The following is a 16,713-nucleotide window of genomic DNA, read 5'->3' on the forward strand; positions in this document are numbered from 1 at the left end:
CCTCAGACTGTCAGATCATTTTCAGATTTCAGTTCAATAGCGTCTTTCAAAAGCTTCTGGAGAACTGCCGCGAACACGGCAATGACCAGCGAGGCAAAAATAAGGATCATCCCGATGACGATGATCCCCGGGGCATCATCCTTCTCCGCCATCAGATAGAACAGCGGCAACCCTATAACGAATATCCCGCTGATGGCCACTGCGCAGTGCTTGATATTCTTCAGCACCTGTACCGAAGCCTCCGAGAAGGCCATGTTCTGGTCAATATACCCCAGCAGTCTGAAGGTCTGATAGAGCGCAATGTAGAAAGGTACCGCCGCCCCGTATAAATCAATCATGACCAGAGCCTTGAGGTACGCATGCTCCGGATACAGCTCGGCTGCAAAGCCGGCGATGGACGGAACCGCAAAGATACACAGGGCCAGTGCACCCATGCCCAGCAGAAGAATCACAGCCTTCAAAAAAGTGGTTGAAGCGGGTTTACGTTTCATCAAGACAAGCACCTCACTCATTAATTGTGAGTTCAATTTAACACAGTATTTATTGTTTATCAATATATTTAGATTGAATAATAATATTTAATTATTGTTTTATCATTGCCGGCAGATGTCAATAAACCGCTGTAGCCCGGCTGACAGGGTCTCGTTCTTGCGTGTACAGACAGCAATATGATTGCTAAGCTGAATGCCCTCCACCTGTACCCGGCATAACTGCTTCCACTCCAAATAGTCCCGCACAGCCAGCGAGGAGATGAAGTTGGCACCATACCCTGCCATGACCGAACGAATGACTTCGCCCAACCCGCTGAATTGCAGGGTCACACGCGGCGGCTTCAGGCTGTAGGTTGTACAGAGCGAGACCAAACGTTCCCGCCGGAAGATAGGTGGCGGCAATGCGCAGCTTCCCCTTCCGTCCCTGGCGGTAATCCTCTACGAACTCCTCAATCCGTTCTTCATAGGTGAAGAGATTGCCTGCCTGCTTCGCCAGCTCTGTCCCGAAGGGAGTCAGCGAGATTCCCCGGCCGCTGGGACTACACAGCGGCAACCCCAAATCCTTCTCCAGCCTCTTGATCTGGCTGGTCACCGCCGGCTGGCTGATCCTCAGCCGGGCAGCCGCCTTCGTAACGCTTCCCGTCTCGGCTACATAATAAAAAAGCCTCAGTGCATGAATGTTCATAAATGCGCTCCTATTCATGGGTTGCATTCATAACTTATACTTATGATTATACCATTAACATATATTAGTATTATGAATGATAATCCTTTATATTTAAAGCAGTTCTAATACACCAATACAAAAACACAACTAACGGAGGGATTCACATGGAAGAACAGAACAAATGGAGCAACGTAGACGCTTATTTCAATGACCGATTATTGGCGGCAGATCCGGTCCTGGATGCTGTGCTGGATGCGAATACAGGGGCCGGCTTACCGGCGATTGATGTCGCTCCGAATCAGGGGAAGCTGCTGCATCTGCTCGCTAAAATGAAGGGAGCGTCCAACATTCTGGAGATTGGCACCCTGGGCGGTTATAGCACCATCTGGCTGGCGCGGGCGTTGCCGGAGACGGGCAAGCTGGTCTCGCTGGAATTCGAGCACAAGCATGTTGTAGTAGCTGAGGATAACCTGAGAATGGCGGGGCTGGCAGACAAGACAGAGGTAATTGAAGGCCCGGCGCTGGATTCGCTGGCGCTGCTGGAAGCCCGGGGCTATGAGCCGTTTGACTTCATCTTCATTGATGCCGACAAGCCTAATAATCCGCATTACCTGAAGTGGGCGCTGAAGCTGGCCCGGCCGGGCGCAGTCATCGTAGCCGATAACGTGGTGCGTGACGGCGAGGTTATTGACCCGGGCAGTGCGGATGACCGGGTTCAAGGCATCCGGCAGTTCATGGAGCTGCTCGCCGCAGAGCCGCGTATAGATGCTACTGCAATACAGACGGTAGGCAGCAAGGGCTATGACGGCTTTGTGTTAGGCATTGTTACCGCTTGAACAATGAACAATAACAGAAATAACCCGCCAAGACTGGATAAGCAATTCATCCATGTTGGCGGGTTATTTGTTGCAGCCTATCGGGACAAGCCCTCAATCACCTGATCGATATTCCACTTAATCATCTTCAGATAGGTGTCTCCGTCTTCGCCTTCCTTAGCCAGAGAATCCGTGAAAATCTTGGAGTGGACCGGCACCCCGGTCTCACGGGAAATCGTCTCCATCGTCTTAGGGTTGACGCTCGTCTCCAGGAATAGCGCCGGAATCTGCTTCTCCTTGATAATGCCGATGATCCGGTTCATCTGCTCCGGTGTTCCCTGGCTGTCCGTGTTGATCTCCCAGATGAAAGCGGACTCGAAGCCATAGGCCCGGGAAAAGTATTTGAAGGCCCCTTCACTGGTGACCAGCACGCGCTTCTCCTGCGGGACCTTGCTCACAGCTTCCTTGGCATACTGATCCAGCTCCGTCAGCTCCTTCACATACGCGGTCTGGTTATCCAGATAATACTGCTTGTTGTCCGGGTCCCTTTCGATCACACGAGCGGTAATGACATCCACATACTTGACCGCGTTCTGTATATCCAGCCAGGCATGAGGGTCAACCTGGGACTCCTTCCCCTTCTCGGTTAGGTACATCGGCGTGACCTCTTCGGAGACGGCAAACGCGGCCGCTTCCTTCTTCGTCACCTTGAGCAGATCCTGGAACCAGCCCTTGCCGGTCTCCAGATTCAAGCCGTTATAGAAAATAAGGTCCGCACTGGAGACCTTGCCTGTATCTGCGGGCAGCGGGTCATACATATGCGGATCTGTGCCTATAGGCACCATGCTGTAGACCTCCGCTTTATCTCCGGTAATATTCCGGGTCATGTCTGCAATGATTGAATACGTGGCCACAATCTGCAGCTTGCCGTCATCCGCTCCCCCCTTACTGGTGTTGGAGCATGCTGCTAGTAGTAGAATGAGTACGGATGCCGATAGTATTTTGACAAAATGGATTGGACTTGTACGCTTGCTGTTCCGGGGTAGCCGCGGCTCCAAAGAATGTTTGGCCCTCCGGCCGCTGTTGTCCCCAGATTTCCTGATGAATACCGCTAATCGCGGTAGAAATCCGGTGACAAAGGCGGACGCTAACGCTCCTACAGTTCCAAAATTCTCCTCCGCCGCTCTCCCCTCTCTATCTGTACCCAGGTTCAATCGGTATCGTCTCATGCTTGCTTCAGTCCTTTCCGCAGAAAATTATTCTTGGGCGATATGATGAATGAAATGCTGAACAGGGTGACGCCTACCAGCACGATTGTTGCACTTGTCGGCAGATTGTAGCGGAAGCTCACGTAAACGCCAATGATCCCCGAGGCTGCCCCTACTGCAGAGGCTAATACAATCATATGCAGCAAGGAATTAGACCACAGATACGAGGTGGCTGCCGGGATGACCAGCATGGCGATGACCAGCACAATGCCAACCTGGGACAAGGAGGAGACGGTCACTACAGAGAGCAGCATCATCAGCAGATAATGATAGAAGCCGGTCTTCAGCCCGTATGCCTTCGCGACCACCGGATCGAATGAGCTGATCAGCAGCTCTTTGTACAGCAGTGCAATAATGGCAAGCACCGCCAGCATGATGATGAAGGATTGCAGCAGCTCGGATTGCGGAACGGCCAGAATGTTGCCGAACAGAATATGAGTGAGATCCAGCCCGCTGCGGGCGAACGTAATCAAGACAATGCCGAGTGCAAAGAAGGAGCTGAGAATGATACCGATGGAGGTATCGCTCTTGATATTGCTGCGGCTGGTGATGAATTGAATGAGAATAGCGGCTAACAAGCCGAACAACGAAGCGCCCAGCAGGATGTTGATGCCCAGAATATATGACAGGGCGACGCCCGGAAGCACCGCATGAGATAAGGCATCACCCATCAGTGACATTTTGCGCAGAACGATGAAGCTGCCGAGCGCCCCCGAGACAATCCCGAGAATAATCGCAGATAACCCGGCGTTCAGGGCGTATACCGGAATATTCAGCAGACTGGATAAGGACTCAAGCATGAACGGCACCTCCTGCCCCCTGGATCATTACATTGCCGAGGGATGTACCGTAAGCTCTGCGGATATTCTCCGTGGTGAAGGTATCCTGCACATCTCCGAAGGCGATTAGCTGCTTATTGAGCAGAATGATTTTGTCAAAATATTCTTCGACCTCATGCAGATCATGATGCACCACCAGGATGGTCTTGCCTTCCTCGCGGAGCTGCTTGAACAGGTTCACAATGATGCGCTCGCTGACCATATCAATGCCCACAAACGGCTCATCCAGGAAAAACACACTGGCCTCCTGGGCCAGCGCCCGGGCGATAAACACCCGCTGCAGCTGCCCGCCGGACAAATTGCTGATTCTCTTATCCGCAAGGTCACCGATCTCCACCATCGCCATGCTGCGCTCCGCAATATTCCGCTCCTTCTTACCTGGTCGCCGGAACAGCTTTAGGTTCGGATAAGTTCCGGTCAGCACCGTATCCTTAACTGTAATGGGAAAAGTCAGGTCAATATCGTTCTTCTGCGGCACGTAGGCGATATTCCGTCTGTACAGGGCAATGTCCTTCCCCTCCGCCTTCACCGTTCCGCTTCTCTTCTTGATCACGTCCAGCAGCGCCTTAATGAATGTGGATTTACCGGCGCCATTGGGCCCGATAATGCCTACCGAATGCCCGAAGGGGATATCGAGCGTCACTCCTTCCAGCGCCGAATGGCCGAAATAATCAACATTTAAACCTTTAATCTGAATCATATGAACACCCCGTCTCTTCTTTGGTCTATCTGGCTAAATTGAACTAATGATTTTTTAGGTTTTGGAATTGGCTGTTCGCCACTTTTCCCTAAACTTAAATTTTTTAGTCCAATCTATATAGCCTATTAACGCGTCTATTGTTTCACATATACACATATGTTTCCCTTGGGAAACTTTTATTCTTATGGATAATATATTTGATCATAGGCAAATTGTCAACGGTAATTTAAATTTCAATTTGTAGGCGTGGCGAGCTTGGGCAAAGTTCAGGGGCACAGGAATCGGTTAAGGGAAGGCGGAGGACGTTCAGGGGCTCCCAGAATATCGAGGGACTACGGGGATTGGAGGGAGCGCGGGCATGCTCAGGGTCACAAGAAGGTACTTGGATACGGAATTTTCTAGTGGATGCCTAAGAGTTTACGGACAACGGGGATGTACAGGGTCCGGAGGCATGTCCACGGGCAGGGCGTCTCCCTCTTAGCTGCAAACAGGTGGAAAAACGTATCTTAATTAGACCACTTCAGGCAAATGCATGGAAACAAGTGGAAATAGTGCAACTAAAATAGTTTATTTGGGCTTCTGCAGCTGAATGGGCTGAAATTAAGTGTTGTTTATACAACTGTTGTCCGGGAAGCGCTCATTCGTTCATCAGCAAGTGGAGGAAATCCACCTAATTCCTTAGGTAAACGTCTTTCTACTACGCGGGAGCATATTGTGTTCTCTTTTCCGCATACATCCAGCTTGCGTGCACCCGCTCCACACCTCCGCATAAGCTAGCTATCATCATATGTGCCTCTGCAATCAACAAAAAAAGCCCAACCCGGCTGCCGCGTGCGCGGACAACCTGATCAGACCGATGGAAGTTGCTCTTTTCACCATTCATACTATCCCCCGCTATGCCTGAAAAATCTCCTCCAGCACACGCCCGTCCCCCGGCACGAACCTCATCCCCAGAATTCGTCCCATCGTCGGGGCGATGTCGACCATCTCCAGATCACCGATGGGATATTCCTGCTTAATCCCTGCCCCTGCGATGACGACATTGCAGCGGTATCCGCTTGCATCCGGGGAGTAGCCATGCGTAGCATAGCGTATACCCTCAGCCTGCAGATCGGTGACCAGCGTGTCCGCCAGCGCCTCATCGAAGCTGTAACCCTGCTGTGCTTCTAGCATGACTTTTGCCACCGGGCTGGCATGGAGTTGCTTCAATGTCTCTTCCGTATATACACTCTCTATTCCTGGTGCACCGTCACGCCTATATTCATCCACCGCCGCCAAGGCCAGCTGCTGCGCTTCCTCATCTCCGGGCTGCACATGCAGGTATGCCGAACCGCCGCCGCTCTGGAAGTAGGCCCTCCAGTGCATGACGCCGTCCTTCTCATAGATCAGCCCCTTAGCCTGCAAAAGATTGTTCAAATGCACCTTGTAGCGCACATTGAACTGACCATGGTCACCCAGCACCATAATCACCGTCTCCTCGCGGATTCCGGCATCCTCTACCGCCTTCATGATCTCACCCAGCCGGTTGTCCATCCGCAGGATGACATCGTCTACTTCCCCGCTATCCGTGCCGTACATATGCTTGGTGTCATCCAGGTCGATTAGATGCATCAGCAGCAGGTTCGGCTTATGCCGCTTAATTGTATCGGCGGCGCATTTCGTGGTGAAGTTATCGAGCTGCGGCTGGGCGATGCCCTGCCTGATCCGTCCGTATTTCAGCTCCAGCCGGGCGCAGTACAGGGGACTGCCGCTTCGCAGTATCTTGAGCGCCTGATTCTCTCCTTTTAGCGCACGGATCTCCGGGATATTATACTGAATCGAGGACTTGCCGCTTACCGGCCAGAGCAGTCCCGCCGTACTCAGCCCCGCCTTACGCGCCGCATCATAGATTGTTGGCACCTGGACCGCCTCCCGGAACCAGAACCAGCGCTGCTCCTCCTCCGGCACGAACGGCTGCAGCGGATTGTTGTGATAGATGCCGTGTTTATCCGGGTAGACGCCGGTAGCGATGGTCGTATGCACCACGTAAGTGAGTGTAGGATAGACACTTCTGAGACGGTTGCTATAGGCACCGCCGGTGATTAGCTTCGACAGATTGGGCAGGCGGCTGGCCATCTCCCAGTGATCTTCAGAGAAGGCATCATAGGAGATGACGATCAGATGCTTGGCTGCCGGGGGTGGTTGCGGTTGCAGTCCAGTAGATTCCATACTATGTCCCCTTTGGCAATGTGATGAAGATGAAGAAGCCGATCAGAAAGAGCGGAATAATCGACAAAATACTGTAGCGGGCATCCCCGCTCAAGGTAGTGGTCAGAGACATTAAGGCAGGGCCGAGAATCGCCGCGAACTTGCCGAAAATATTATAGAACCCGAAGAATTCGTTGGAATTCTCCTTCGGGATGATTTTGGCGAAATAGGACCGGCTCAGCGCCTGAATGCCGCCCTGGGCCGAGCCGATCAGCGCACCCAGCAGGAAGATATGCCACACCGAGCTAATGAAGAACGCTGCGATACAAGAGATCACGTAGGTGAAGATCCCGGCAATAATCAGATTCCGGGCGGAGTAGGTTTTGGCCAGATTACCATAGAGAATCGCGCAGGGAAAGGCAATAATCTGGATGATGAGCAGAATTCCCAGCAGCGTGAAGGTGTCGAGGGCATCTGTGCCGAGGACGGAAGTGGCGTAGGGGACAACCATTTTGATAATCGTATCCACTCCGTCAATATAGAAGAAATAAGCGAGCAGGAACACAAAGACGATGCGGTGCTGGCGGATATTCCTGAAGGTGGCAGCGATACGCTGGAAACTCCGGGCCACAGGCTTCGGCTCAGGCTCGATGTAATATCTCTGCTTCACATCCCGGATCATCGGCACCGTCAGCAGTCCCCACCAGAGCGCCGTAATGATGAACCCGATCTGGTAGCCGATGGCCTTGTCCATTCCCAGCAGGAAGATCAGCAGCAGACTGATGCCGAACGGAATACAACTGAAAATGTAGCCGTAGGCGAACCCTCGGGTAGACACCTTGTCCATCCGTTCATCCTCCGTAATATCCACGAGGAAGGAATCGTAGAAGATATTGGACCCGGCGAAGCCGACCGCTGACAGAATGTAAAAGGCAATAAGCAGTTGCCATAGCCCGCTATCCGGGGACACGAAAGCCAGGGAGGCGGTGGCAAGGATACCGAGCGCAGCGAAAAAAATAAAGAACCGCTTCTTCCGGTCTTTATAATCGGCAATTGTACCGAGAATCGGGCTGAGGACCGCGACCAGAATACTGGCGATGGAGTTGAAATACCCCAGGTCCATGCTGCTGCCCACATTATCGAACATCCCGAAGATAATCGGCAGCAGCGCCGTAGTCACGGCCATCGAATACGCGGAATTCCCGCAGTCGTATAGAATCCACGATCTCTCCTCTTTGCTTAGCTTCATCTCATCTTCTCCTCTTATAACCGATTGTTTCAGTTATATCACGCGAACATATGAAGCATGTTAATGGGATGTAAAATCATTGGCGGATGATTACACAGGAGCAGCTTTAATGATCTTCCCGGTAAGCCCCCGGGGTGCTGCCGGTGTATTTTTTGAACACCTTGTTGAAGTAATGCTTGTTCTCATACCCGACCCGGCGTCCGATCTCGACTACCGGCAGATCCCGGTGGAGGCTCAGCAGCTTCTGCGCTTCCTTGATCCGGGTGGTATTCAGGAAATGGACGAACGTATCACCCGTGACCTTCTTGAACAGGCTGCTAATGTAATTCGGATGAAGGTTCATCAGCTCGGCCAGATGATCCAGGGACAGGTCATTCATATAATTCAGCCGGGTATAGGCAAGAATCCGCTTGGCATGGGGCGGACAGTCCGAGCTGTCCACGGAGGGTAGATTCCGGTTCACCTGACTCAGCAGCCGGGCTACCTCCTCCTTATCCACCGGCTTCAGCAGGTAATCCACTACCCCGTAGCGGAGTGCCCGGCGGGCATATTCGAAGTCATCATGTCCGGTAAGAATAATGAAGCGCTCACATAAACCGTTCTCCTTCGCCTCCTCCATCATCTCGAACCCGTTCTTCTCCGGCATATGCAGGTCCGTTACCGTCACATCCGGCATATATTCCTTCATGATCTGAAGCGCCTCGAAGGCGTCGCCGGCCTCGCGGATCTCAGCTCCGACCGGCGCGGCTCCGCCAATCACCTTCACCAGCCCTCCAAGGATAATCGGCTCATCGTCTACGATCAGAATTCTCATGCTTGCTCTGCCGCCCCTTTCGATAGGATGATGGCCAGGCAGGTCCCCTTGCCCTCTTCACTCTCAAGCTCCAGCCGTGAAGTCCCGCCATAGAATGATTTAATCCGCTCGCTGACATTATACAGGCCCACGCCTCCCTCCGCCTCTTCCCGAGTTTTCACCTCTTCCCCGCGGGATAACCGGGCACGAAGCTGCTGCACCTGTTCTTCAGGAATGCCAAGGCCGCTGTCCGACACGCTGATTCGGATCTCCTCCGCCGTCTCCTTCGCCTGAATCAGGATATGGACCGGCCGCAGCGTCACGGCAGCTCCGTGAACAATACTATTCTCGACCAGCGGCTGGAGGATGAATCTTGGACAGATCAGGGTCTCGGCAGCCACAGCGACATCGACCTCATAGGTAAGTCTTTTTTGCAGCCGCATTTTGTGAATATTGAGGTAGAACACTACAGTCTCTAGCTCTTGGGAGAGAACGGTATGATCGTCTTGGGCGGACAGGCTGTAGCGCATCAGCTTACCGAACCAGTAAGAGATCTCCGCCACTTCCTTGTCGTTGTTCGATTCGGCCAGCATGCGGATGGTCTCCAGTGTATTATAGAGAAAATGCGGCTTGATCTGGGCCTGGAGCACCTTGTAAGCGGCTTCCTTATTGCGCAGCTCGGCCCGGTGGACATTGTTGATCAGCTCATCCATGCGCAGGAGCATCGAATTATAGGTCTCGGTCAGGAAGCTGATCTCATCCCTGCGGCCCGGCTTATCCTCCTTGCTGACCGATTGCTTCAGGTTGTCATCATTCAGATTGCGCATATGTCTGGCGAGGCGGAGAACGCGCTTCGTAATCGTTGAAGCAAGGGTGTAATAGGCAAACGACAATAACGCAAGCAGCACCGCAAATGTCGTAATCATCACCAGCTCCTGGCTCCGGATCGAGTGGAACACCTCGGATACCTTGCCGATTACGGCGACACGCACACCCAGTTCCTTCATATATAGCTGATTAACAATGACCTCCCGGTTAATGAAATACGTCTGCGCTTCTCCCGAAGCCAGTCTGCTCCAGGTGGCATCGTCCACCGCTGCGGGGATACCTGCCCGCATAAGCGGCTCGCCCTCTGCCGGCAGAAGCAGCGCGGTCCAATCCCCTCCGCCTGTTGCCCGGTAGAATTTGCGGATCAGCTCACTGCCAACCCGCAGCTCCAGCAGTCCCACAATCTCGGTAAAGTCATTATTATATATTTTCTGGTAGAATACCAGCGGGGGCGCTTCCACCTCAGGATCGGGAATGATCCATTTGCCCTGTCCCGGCCGCAGCATACGGGTAGCCTCGGCACCCTGTTCGTTCAGCGCCGATAGTTCGAGCAGCCGGTCAGTAATGGGCAGCACGCCCGGCTTGGTTATATAGATTCTGAACGTGTCGATCTCAGGACTGATATTAAGCGATTGCAGAATCACCGGATTGATATAACGGTTATAGGCATATACGCTCTCTGAGTCCGTCTCATAGCTGCCGTCCAGATAGTCTGTGACATACGGGTTGTACTGGAGCATACGCTGGGTGGAATCAATCCGGGCCAGATCCGCCTTCATATTGGCATAGGCCTGCTCCAGTATCTTTTGACGGCTCTCCACAAACTGGCTGCTTACACTGTCATAGATCTTACTATAATAATAGTAGCCAAACGTAACTACAGGAATAAAAATCAGAAAGATATACCCTACTATCATCTTGCGTACAATGCTCACGGCAGACTGTCCCTCCGGTGCCCGACTTGTGTTCTCTAATCCTACCATGAACATGTAAAACCCGGTAGAGACAGGTCTCTACCGGCAGGAATTCGCTTACTTGAACAGTTCTTTCTTCTTCTGATAGGTCGCATTCGCCCAGTCGGTCAGCTTCTGCAGGCCGATGTTCTCTGCGTTCTTCAGCATATTCTCATAGGCTGCTACTGCGGCTTCCTCCGATTCAGCCAGATAGATTTTGACCTTCTCATTTTTGACCATCTCATCGATCTTGGTCTTAATGGTCTTCTCCTGTGAATCCGGCTGGGTCTGAATCAGGCCGAGCTCCGGCTTGTAGATACGGACCGCCTTCAGTTCCATCAGCGCCTGGGTCTTCTGCAGCTCAGGAACATAGGACAGCATACCCTCAGTAACCCCATCGTTATAGAGATACCACCATTTAATCCCGTTGCTGTTCACGAAATCGGCATCGGACGGATTATATTTGAAGTCGGGGTGGCCCTCTTCATTCCAGGTCCAGTGTACCCCTTCGACTCCGAACATCGTCAGCTTCTTGCCTTCATCGCTCGCCAGATACTGAAGGAATTTGATGGAGGCCTCCGGGTCCTTATTCTTCTTGGTGATGAAGGTTCCGGAGAAGCCGAGTCCTGAGCTGACTACCTTGGCATCCTTCGACAATACGCTTGGCAGCATCTTAAAGGAGAAGTTCCCCTGATTGCTCTTGATCTTGATGTTATCGGTATCTGCCGTGGATACAGTATGGCTATGGGCGAAGGCTTTGCCGCCCGTAGCATATTGATCATCAATCTGGTCATTGGCCAGTGCGAAATTCTCAGCCAGGATATAGCCGTTGCGGTACAGGCTATTCATGAACTTGAAGAAGTCCAGCATCTTGGGCTGCCTGATCGCATATTCCACCTTGCCGTCCTGTTCATACCAGCCGTCGAGCAGGGTCTCCGTACCGAACTGGGCCAGGAAATACTGTTCAATCCAGTCCTTGTCCATGATCAGCGGGACCATCTCGGGATATTTCTCCTTGACCATGCCCAGCACCTTGACGAAATCATCCAGGGTCTTGATCGGCGGATTCCCCAGCTCCTTCAGAATATCCTCCCGGACCGCGATGCCCGGGTTGCCGTCGCTGCCTAACGAATATTTACTATTCTTCATCTCCTCCTGGGTCGCAAAGGAGTTCCGCACGGTATAGAACTTGCCGTCATCCATGGTATGAATGGCAATCCGGGTCTTGTCAATCTTGAAATCCGGCGCATATTTCTCAATCAGCTCATTCCAGGAATATGACAGCTTCGAGTCGGATAACCGGTCTATGTTGGAAGAGGTGAACACCAGGTCCGGCAGGTCACCGGAGGCAATCATCAGCGGAAGCTGCTTATCATCGGTAGCGACCGTAACCTTGAGCTTCACTCCTGTCTTCTCAGTAATCATGTCGGCGACCGGGCCCTTCCATTCCGTAACCGGGTACCACGACGCATCGATGAAGAGGCTTAACTCCTTCACCTGTCCGGGCTTGGCCGGCGCATTCCCGCCTGCTGCGGCGTCCGGGCTGCCGGACGGGGCGGGCTGGCCGGTATTTCCCCCGTTACCGCCGCAGGCGGATAACACGACGGCCATTGAGAGTGCGGCTGCAACGATCTTGAAGCTTCTGCTTTTGTTCAAGCTAATCCCTCCATGATTGAATTAATGAGCTGTATGTGCAATGGAACATTTGAACACTGAAGCACTGGCCTAGCCTTTTACCGAACCCAGCATGATGCCATGTACGAAATACTTCTGCAGGAACGGGTACACACAGATAATGGGAACAATGGACACCACCATTGAAGTGACCTGTAAGGAGAAGCTGGTCACACCCGCCGAGGCACTGTTGGCTACCGCCAGCGAATCCATCGGAGAGTTGCTCTTGTTGATGACCTCCATCATGCGGAAGGCCAGCGTACGCAGCTCCTCGGACTGGACGAAATAAGCCGAATCCAGCCAGGAATTCCATTGCCCGACCCCCATGAACAAGGCCATAGTCGCCAGTACCGGCGTTGAGACCGGCAGGATGATGCGGAAGAATATCGTAAGCTCGCCGGCCCCGTCTATATGCGCAGACTCTTTTAGCTCAGCAGGAATTTCGCGGAAGAATGAAATCGCAATGAGCAGGAAGAACGTGCTGAGCATGGACGGGATAATGTACACTGCAAAGGAATTTAACAAACCTAGTGAACGCAGGACTACATAATATGGGATCAGTCCGCCGGAGAAGTACATGGCGAAAACGATCACTGTGAAATAGACCTTGCTGAATAACAGATCTCGATGGGATAGACCGTAAGCGACGATGCTGGTGAGCAGCAGTCCGAGCAAGGTGCCGGACACCGTCCGCAGTACGGAGATCAGAAACGCCTTCACCCACTTGGGATCATCCATGAACACCCGGTAATTCTCCAGGGTAAAGTTCCGGGGCCACAGATACACACCGCCCAGCAGCGAGTCCGAGCCTTTATTGAAGGAAGCAATTAACACATAATAGAACGGATACAGCATCGTGAGCATAATAATGAACAATACCACATAGATCACGCTGTCAAAAACAAAATCCTTCTGCCGCTGACTCTTCAGCATAGCCTTCCCTCCTCTCTCTAAAACAGACTGGAGCCTGACACCCGCTTGGCAATATAGTTACTGGAGAATATCAGCGCTACCGAAATCACCGATTGAATTAAATCTATCGCTGCTGCATAGGAGAACCGTCCGTCGCTTAATCCCACTCTGAATGCGTAGGTCTGGACAATCTCAGAAGTTGGATTATTGATACTGTTGCCTAGCAGGTAGGCCTGCTCGAAGTTGGAGCCCACCAGTCCGCCGCCGAGAATACTTCCGATGGTCAGCACCAGTACAACAACGATGGTTCCCTTCATCCCCGGCAGGGTGATATAACGGATTCGCGCCAGCCTTCCGGCACCGTCAATCTCAGCAGCCTCATACTGGGAAGGACTGATCCCCGATATTGCCGCCAGAAAAATAATCGTCCACCAGCCCATCTCCTTCCACACCGCACTCCCTACCGCCAGCCCCCAAAAGTAATTCGGACTGGTCAGGAAGGCTAGCGGCTCATCCGTGAAGCCCATCGCCATCAGCGCCTTATTGACCACACCGACATCGGCGGACAGAAAGGCATAGGATACGCCAACCACGACCACCCAGGAGATAAAATGCGGCAGATAGCTGATCGTCTGCACAAACCGCTTGAAGGCCATGTGCTTCACTTCGTTCAGCATGATCGCCAGCAGAATCGGCGCCGGGAAGGCGAAGATGACCTTCAGCAGACTAAGGACCAGCGTGTTGCGGACCAGCTTGCCGAATTGATAGTCATGGACGAATTCATCGAAATACCTCAGCCCGACCCAATCGCTGGTGAAGATTCCTTTGATGCCGCCGGAGATGCTGTAATCCTTGAACGCCATCAGAATGCCGAACATCGGAGTATACGCGAAGATCAGCAGATAGATCATGCCTAGCCCGACGAACAAATGCAGTACTTTCTGTTTTTTAAACCGCTTCCATAAAAACGACCGCCGGCCGCCGCCGGTTCCGGGACTTTTTGGCTGTGTTTCCAATTCCATATGCGCTCCTCCCTCTTACCTTCAGTTTACCTGCAAGCCCGGGGACGGCGTAAGCCAACATTCTTAAGAAAGCGTTGTCATTTTTGAATACGCTTCCTTTGTTTATTTGTTGTATTCGTCTTATAGTATAGAAGACAGACTTAAGATTCTAATAACAGAAGCTCTAAGATAAAGGATATAGGTGCCAACTATGAACTCTAGGGAATACGGACTTGGCGAGGGTCCAATGGTAAAAGGGAACGGGTACAAGCCCCCCAATCTGCACAGATGGGGACCCGGCGTCCGGGATGTATATGCGCTGCATTATATCGTAAGCGGCAGAGGTTACTTGAAGACCGGCCAGACGGTACACCCTGTGGAGACGGGCGAGAGCTTCATGATTTTTCCGCAGACGGAGGTGTATTATTATCCTGATCCGCAGGACCCGTGGGCGTATTGCTGGATTGAGTTCAGCGGGGCGGAGGCTCTGCGCTTGCTTGCCATGATTCATATCTCACCGGACCAGCCCGTTGTAACGGCTGCCCCGCAGGATTTCAGGGCTATGTTCGATCAGGTCGAGGGGTATCAACAGGAGCCGTATGCACGGGAGCGCTCGGATGCGGCGCTTCATCTGCTGCTGTCGTATTACATGGAGTCTTATCCGAGTGAGCAGGCCAGTCTCAAGAAGGACTATGTAGGGTCAGCGAAGGCCTATATCGAGAGTAACTATTGGAAGTCTTCCTTATCGGTGCTGGATGTGGTGGAATATGTGACGATTGAGCGCAGTTACCTGTTCCGGCTGTTCAAAAAAGAGACGGGCACCTCCATCTCCGGCTACCTGACCACCGTGCGCATCCGGCGGGCCTGCGAGCTGCTGGCGGAGTCGCGGTTGTCGGTGAAGTCGTTGTCTTACTCGGTCGGCTACCACGACCCGCTGTACTTCTCGAAGATATTTAAGAAGGTTACTTCGTACACGCCTTCACAGTACAGGAAGGGGTATAGGGAGGGGAAGATCATTCTTCCTCCGGCGGATGGGGGTGGGGGGGAGGGGCCATTGTAATCGGTTTTCCGATTACATTTCCAGCTACGCCACCCATCCGGCCGATTGTAATCGGTTTTCCGATTACATTTCCGGCTACGCCACCCATCCGGCCGATTGTAATCGGTTTTCCGATTACATTTCCGGCTACGTCCCCCGCCCGGCCGATTGTAATCGGTTTTCCGATTACATTTCCGGCTACGCCACCCGCCCGGCCGATTGTAATCGGTTTTCCGATTACATTTCCGGCTACGTCCCCCGCCCGGCCGATTGTAATCGGTTTTCCGATTACATTTCCGGCTACGTCCCCCGCCCGGCCGATTGTAATCGGTTTTCCGATTACATTTCCGGCTACGCCACCCATCCGGCCGATTGTAATCGGTTTTCCGATTACATGCAGGTGACACTGTTTATCAGACCAGATCCGGGCTTTGAATGGTACCTATGTACTCGTAGTATGTAACTCGTGGAGATGTCCCTCTAGCTACAGGACGGAATTTCCCCTTATCCACCAGCATACGGCTGTACTTGATAATTGTCGTGTAATGTAACTCAAGCTCTCTCGCTGCATCAACGGGACGAAGGACACGATAGTTACGGATAGCTAACCTCATCAAATCTCGTTCAATTCTGGAATAGGACTTCTCTGTGCTTCTATTAGCAGTTCCTGCCAACAAACAAGAAGACAGAACGTTCCGCAGTGTGTAGAGGACAAAAGACGGATTCTCTTTCATCTCATCCAGCGAGATATAGAGAACCGTGTAGTCCTGTGATTGCAGGAAGAGACCGCGATTCAAGTCCATCCGGTATTTGCTCCGGTCTGTGCCATGCGATCCGTAATCCATTATCTCAAATGCAATACGCGAGGAACCGACCTCCCAAAGCAAATCGATCAAATAGGATCTGCCGCGCCAGTCCTTAACTTCATATTCCGGATGGAGTCCGTGAAAATGTCCGGTAAGTGGCCACCACACACATTCAACGAACAAGCGGTTACCATAGCTATACCCCCGCTTAAGTGCATCGAGCCGCTCCCCCTTTCTTCGTCTCAAATGCTTGCTTAACCATTGGTCATGTTCTTCTGTAAATCCCACTTTAATTCCCCCGCTCAGCAATGAGATTAATCCTAAACGCACAAAACCCCGCCTCCTTCTACAATAAAAGGGAGCGGGGCATTCTTTGCCACGTTTAATATATATTACCAGTGTGCCACTTTTGGTCAGCGAACGCAAGAAGAAGATCACAAGCTGCCTTACGCTCCGTCTGCACACACACAATGTGTTCGGTTTTTCGCCTA

15 protein-coding genes and 1 pseudogene are annotated in these 16,713 nt (G+C 52.3%); 2 read left to right on the plus strand and 14 right to left on the minus strand.

The genetic code is table 11. The features are described from left to right. Positions 1 to 2 precede the first annotated feature (2 nt). Positions 3 to 491, minus strand: coding sequence for a DUF2975 domain-containing protein (locus tag MKX42_RS21400; protein ID WP_036729895.1), 489 nt, complete (start codon positions 489 to 491; stop codon positions 3 to 5). A 102-nt stretch (positions 492 to 593) separates the two neighbouring features. Next, positions 594 to 1,176, minus strand: a pseudogene (locus MKX42_RS21405) (LysR family transcriptional regulator). Positions 1,177 to 1,322: 146 nt separating this feature from the next. Between MKX42_RS21405 and MKX42_RS21410 the strand changes: the two are divergent. Then, the gene (locus MKX42_RS21410) at positions 1,323 to 1,994 is read left to right on the plus strand and encodes an O-methyltransferase (RefSeq protein ID WP_340754426.1); all 672 of its coding nucleotides are present in this window, start codon (positions 1,323 to 1,325) and stop codon (positions 1,992 to 1,994) included. A 77-nt stretch (positions 1,995 to 2,071) separates the two neighbouring features. Here the strand turns inward: MKX42_RS21410 and MKX42_RS21415 are convergent, their stop codons facing one another. From MKX42_RS21415 to MKX42_RS21460, 10 genes are all read right to left on the minus strand, one after another. Next, on the minus strand, positions 2,072 to 2,989 hold the full coding sequence (locus MKX42_RS21415) for a metal ABC transporter substrate-binding protein (RefSeq protein ID WP_340757755.1): 918 nt from the start codon (positions 2,987 to 2,989) through the stop codon (positions 2,072 to 2,074). Between the two features lie 209 nt (positions 2,990 to 3,198). Then, positions 3,199 to 4,041, minus strand: a complete 843-nt coding sequence (locus MKX42_RS21420) for a metal ABC transporter permease (RefSeq protein ID WP_340754428.1) — start codon at positions 4,039 to 4,041, stop codon at positions 3,199 to 3,201. Continuing rightward, entirely contained in the window at positions 4,034 to 4,777 is a 744-nt protein-coding gene (locus tag MKX42_RS21425; protein ID WP_340757757.1) for a metal ABC transporter ATP-binding protein, read from the minus strand. Before MKX42_RS21425 ends, MKX42_RS21420 begins: the two co-directional genes overlap by 8 nt. Before the next feature lie 897 nt (positions 4,778 to 5,674). Further along, positions 5,675 to 6,988: an alkaline phosphatase family protein gene (locus MKX42_RS21430; protein WP_340754430.1), complete on the minus strand. Its 1,314-nt coding sequence runs from the start codon at positions 6,986 to 6,988 to the stop codon at positions 5,675 to 5,677. Position 6,989: 1 nt separating this feature from the next. Next, entirely contained in the window at positions 6,990 to 8,216 is a 1,227-nt protein-coding gene (locus tag MKX42_RS21435; protein ID WP_340754432.1) for an MFS transporter, read from the minus strand. Between the two features lie 106 nt (positions 8,217 to 8,322). After that, on the minus strand, positions 8,323 to 9,030 hold the full coding sequence (locus MKX42_RS21440) for a response regulator transcription factor (protein WP_340754434.1): 708 nt from the start codon (positions 9,028 to 9,030) through the stop codon (positions 8,323 to 8,325). Then, positions 9,027 to 10,772: a sensor histidine kinase gene (locus MKX42_RS21445; protein ID WP_340754436.1), complete on the minus strand. Its 1,746-nt coding sequence runs from the start codon at positions 10,770 to 10,772 to the stop codon at positions 9,027 to 9,029. The genes MKX42_RS21440 and MKX42_RS21445 overlap by 4 nt, the downstream gene beginning before the upstream one ends. Before the next feature lie 96 nt (positions 10,773 to 10,868). Further along, positions 10,869 to 12,446, minus strand: a complete 1,578-nt coding sequence (locus MKX42_RS21450; RefSeq protein ID WP_235192010.1) for an extracellular solute-binding protein — start codon at positions 12,444 to 12,446, stop codon at positions 10,869 to 10,871. Positions 12,447 to 12,515: 69 nt separating this feature from the next. Continuing rightward, entirely contained in the window at positions 12,516 to 13,397 is an 882-nt protein-coding gene (locus tag MKX42_RS21455; protein WP_209992353.1) for a carbohydrate ABC transporter permease, read from the minus strand. A gap of 17 nt (positions 13,398 to 13,414) precedes the next feature. Next, complete coding sequence (locus tag MKX42_RS21460; RefSeq protein ID WP_340754438.1) at positions 13,415 to 14,398, minus strand: ABC transporter permease; 984 nt, start codon at positions 14,396 to 14,398, stop codon at positions 13,415 to 13,417. Positions 14,399 to 14,588: 190 nt separating this feature from the next. On the opposite strand from MKX42_RS21460, the gene MKX42_RS21465 reads away from it, so the two are divergent. Continuing rightward, the gene (locus tag MKX42_RS21465) at positions 14,589 to 15,437 is read left to right on the plus strand and encodes a helix-turn-helix domain-containing protein (protein ID WP_340754440.1); all 849 of its coding nucleotides are present in this window, start codon (positions 14,589 to 14,591) and stop codon (positions 15,435 to 15,437) included. On the opposite strand, the gene MKX42_RS21470 is transcribed toward MKX42_RS21465, so the two are convergent. Together MKX42_RS21470 and MKX42_RS21475 are read right to left on the minus strand one after the other, a co-directional pair. Further along, a complete protein-coding gene (locus tag MKX42_RS21470; protein ID WP_340754442.1) occupies positions 15,391 to 15,780 on the minus strand; it encodes a hypothetical protein in 390 nt (129 codons plus the stop codon). The two genes, MKX42_RS21465 and MKX42_RS21470, sit on opposite strands and share 47 nt — an antisense overlap. A 49-nt stretch (positions 15,781 to 15,829) precedes the next feature. After that, positions 15,830 to 16,552 carry a hypothetical protein gene (locus MKX42_RS21475; protein ID WP_340754444.1) on the minus strand — a complete coding sequence of 241 codons (723 nt, stop codon included), beginning with the start codon at positions 16,550 to 16,552 and terminating at the stop codon, positions 15,830 to 15,832. Positions 16,553 to 16,713 lie beyond the last annotated feature (161 nt).

Source organism: Paenibacillus sp. FSL R7-0204, assembly GCF_038002225.1.
Lineage (GTDB): Bacteria > Bacillota > Bacilli > Paenibacillales > Paenibacillaceae > Paenibacillus_AQ.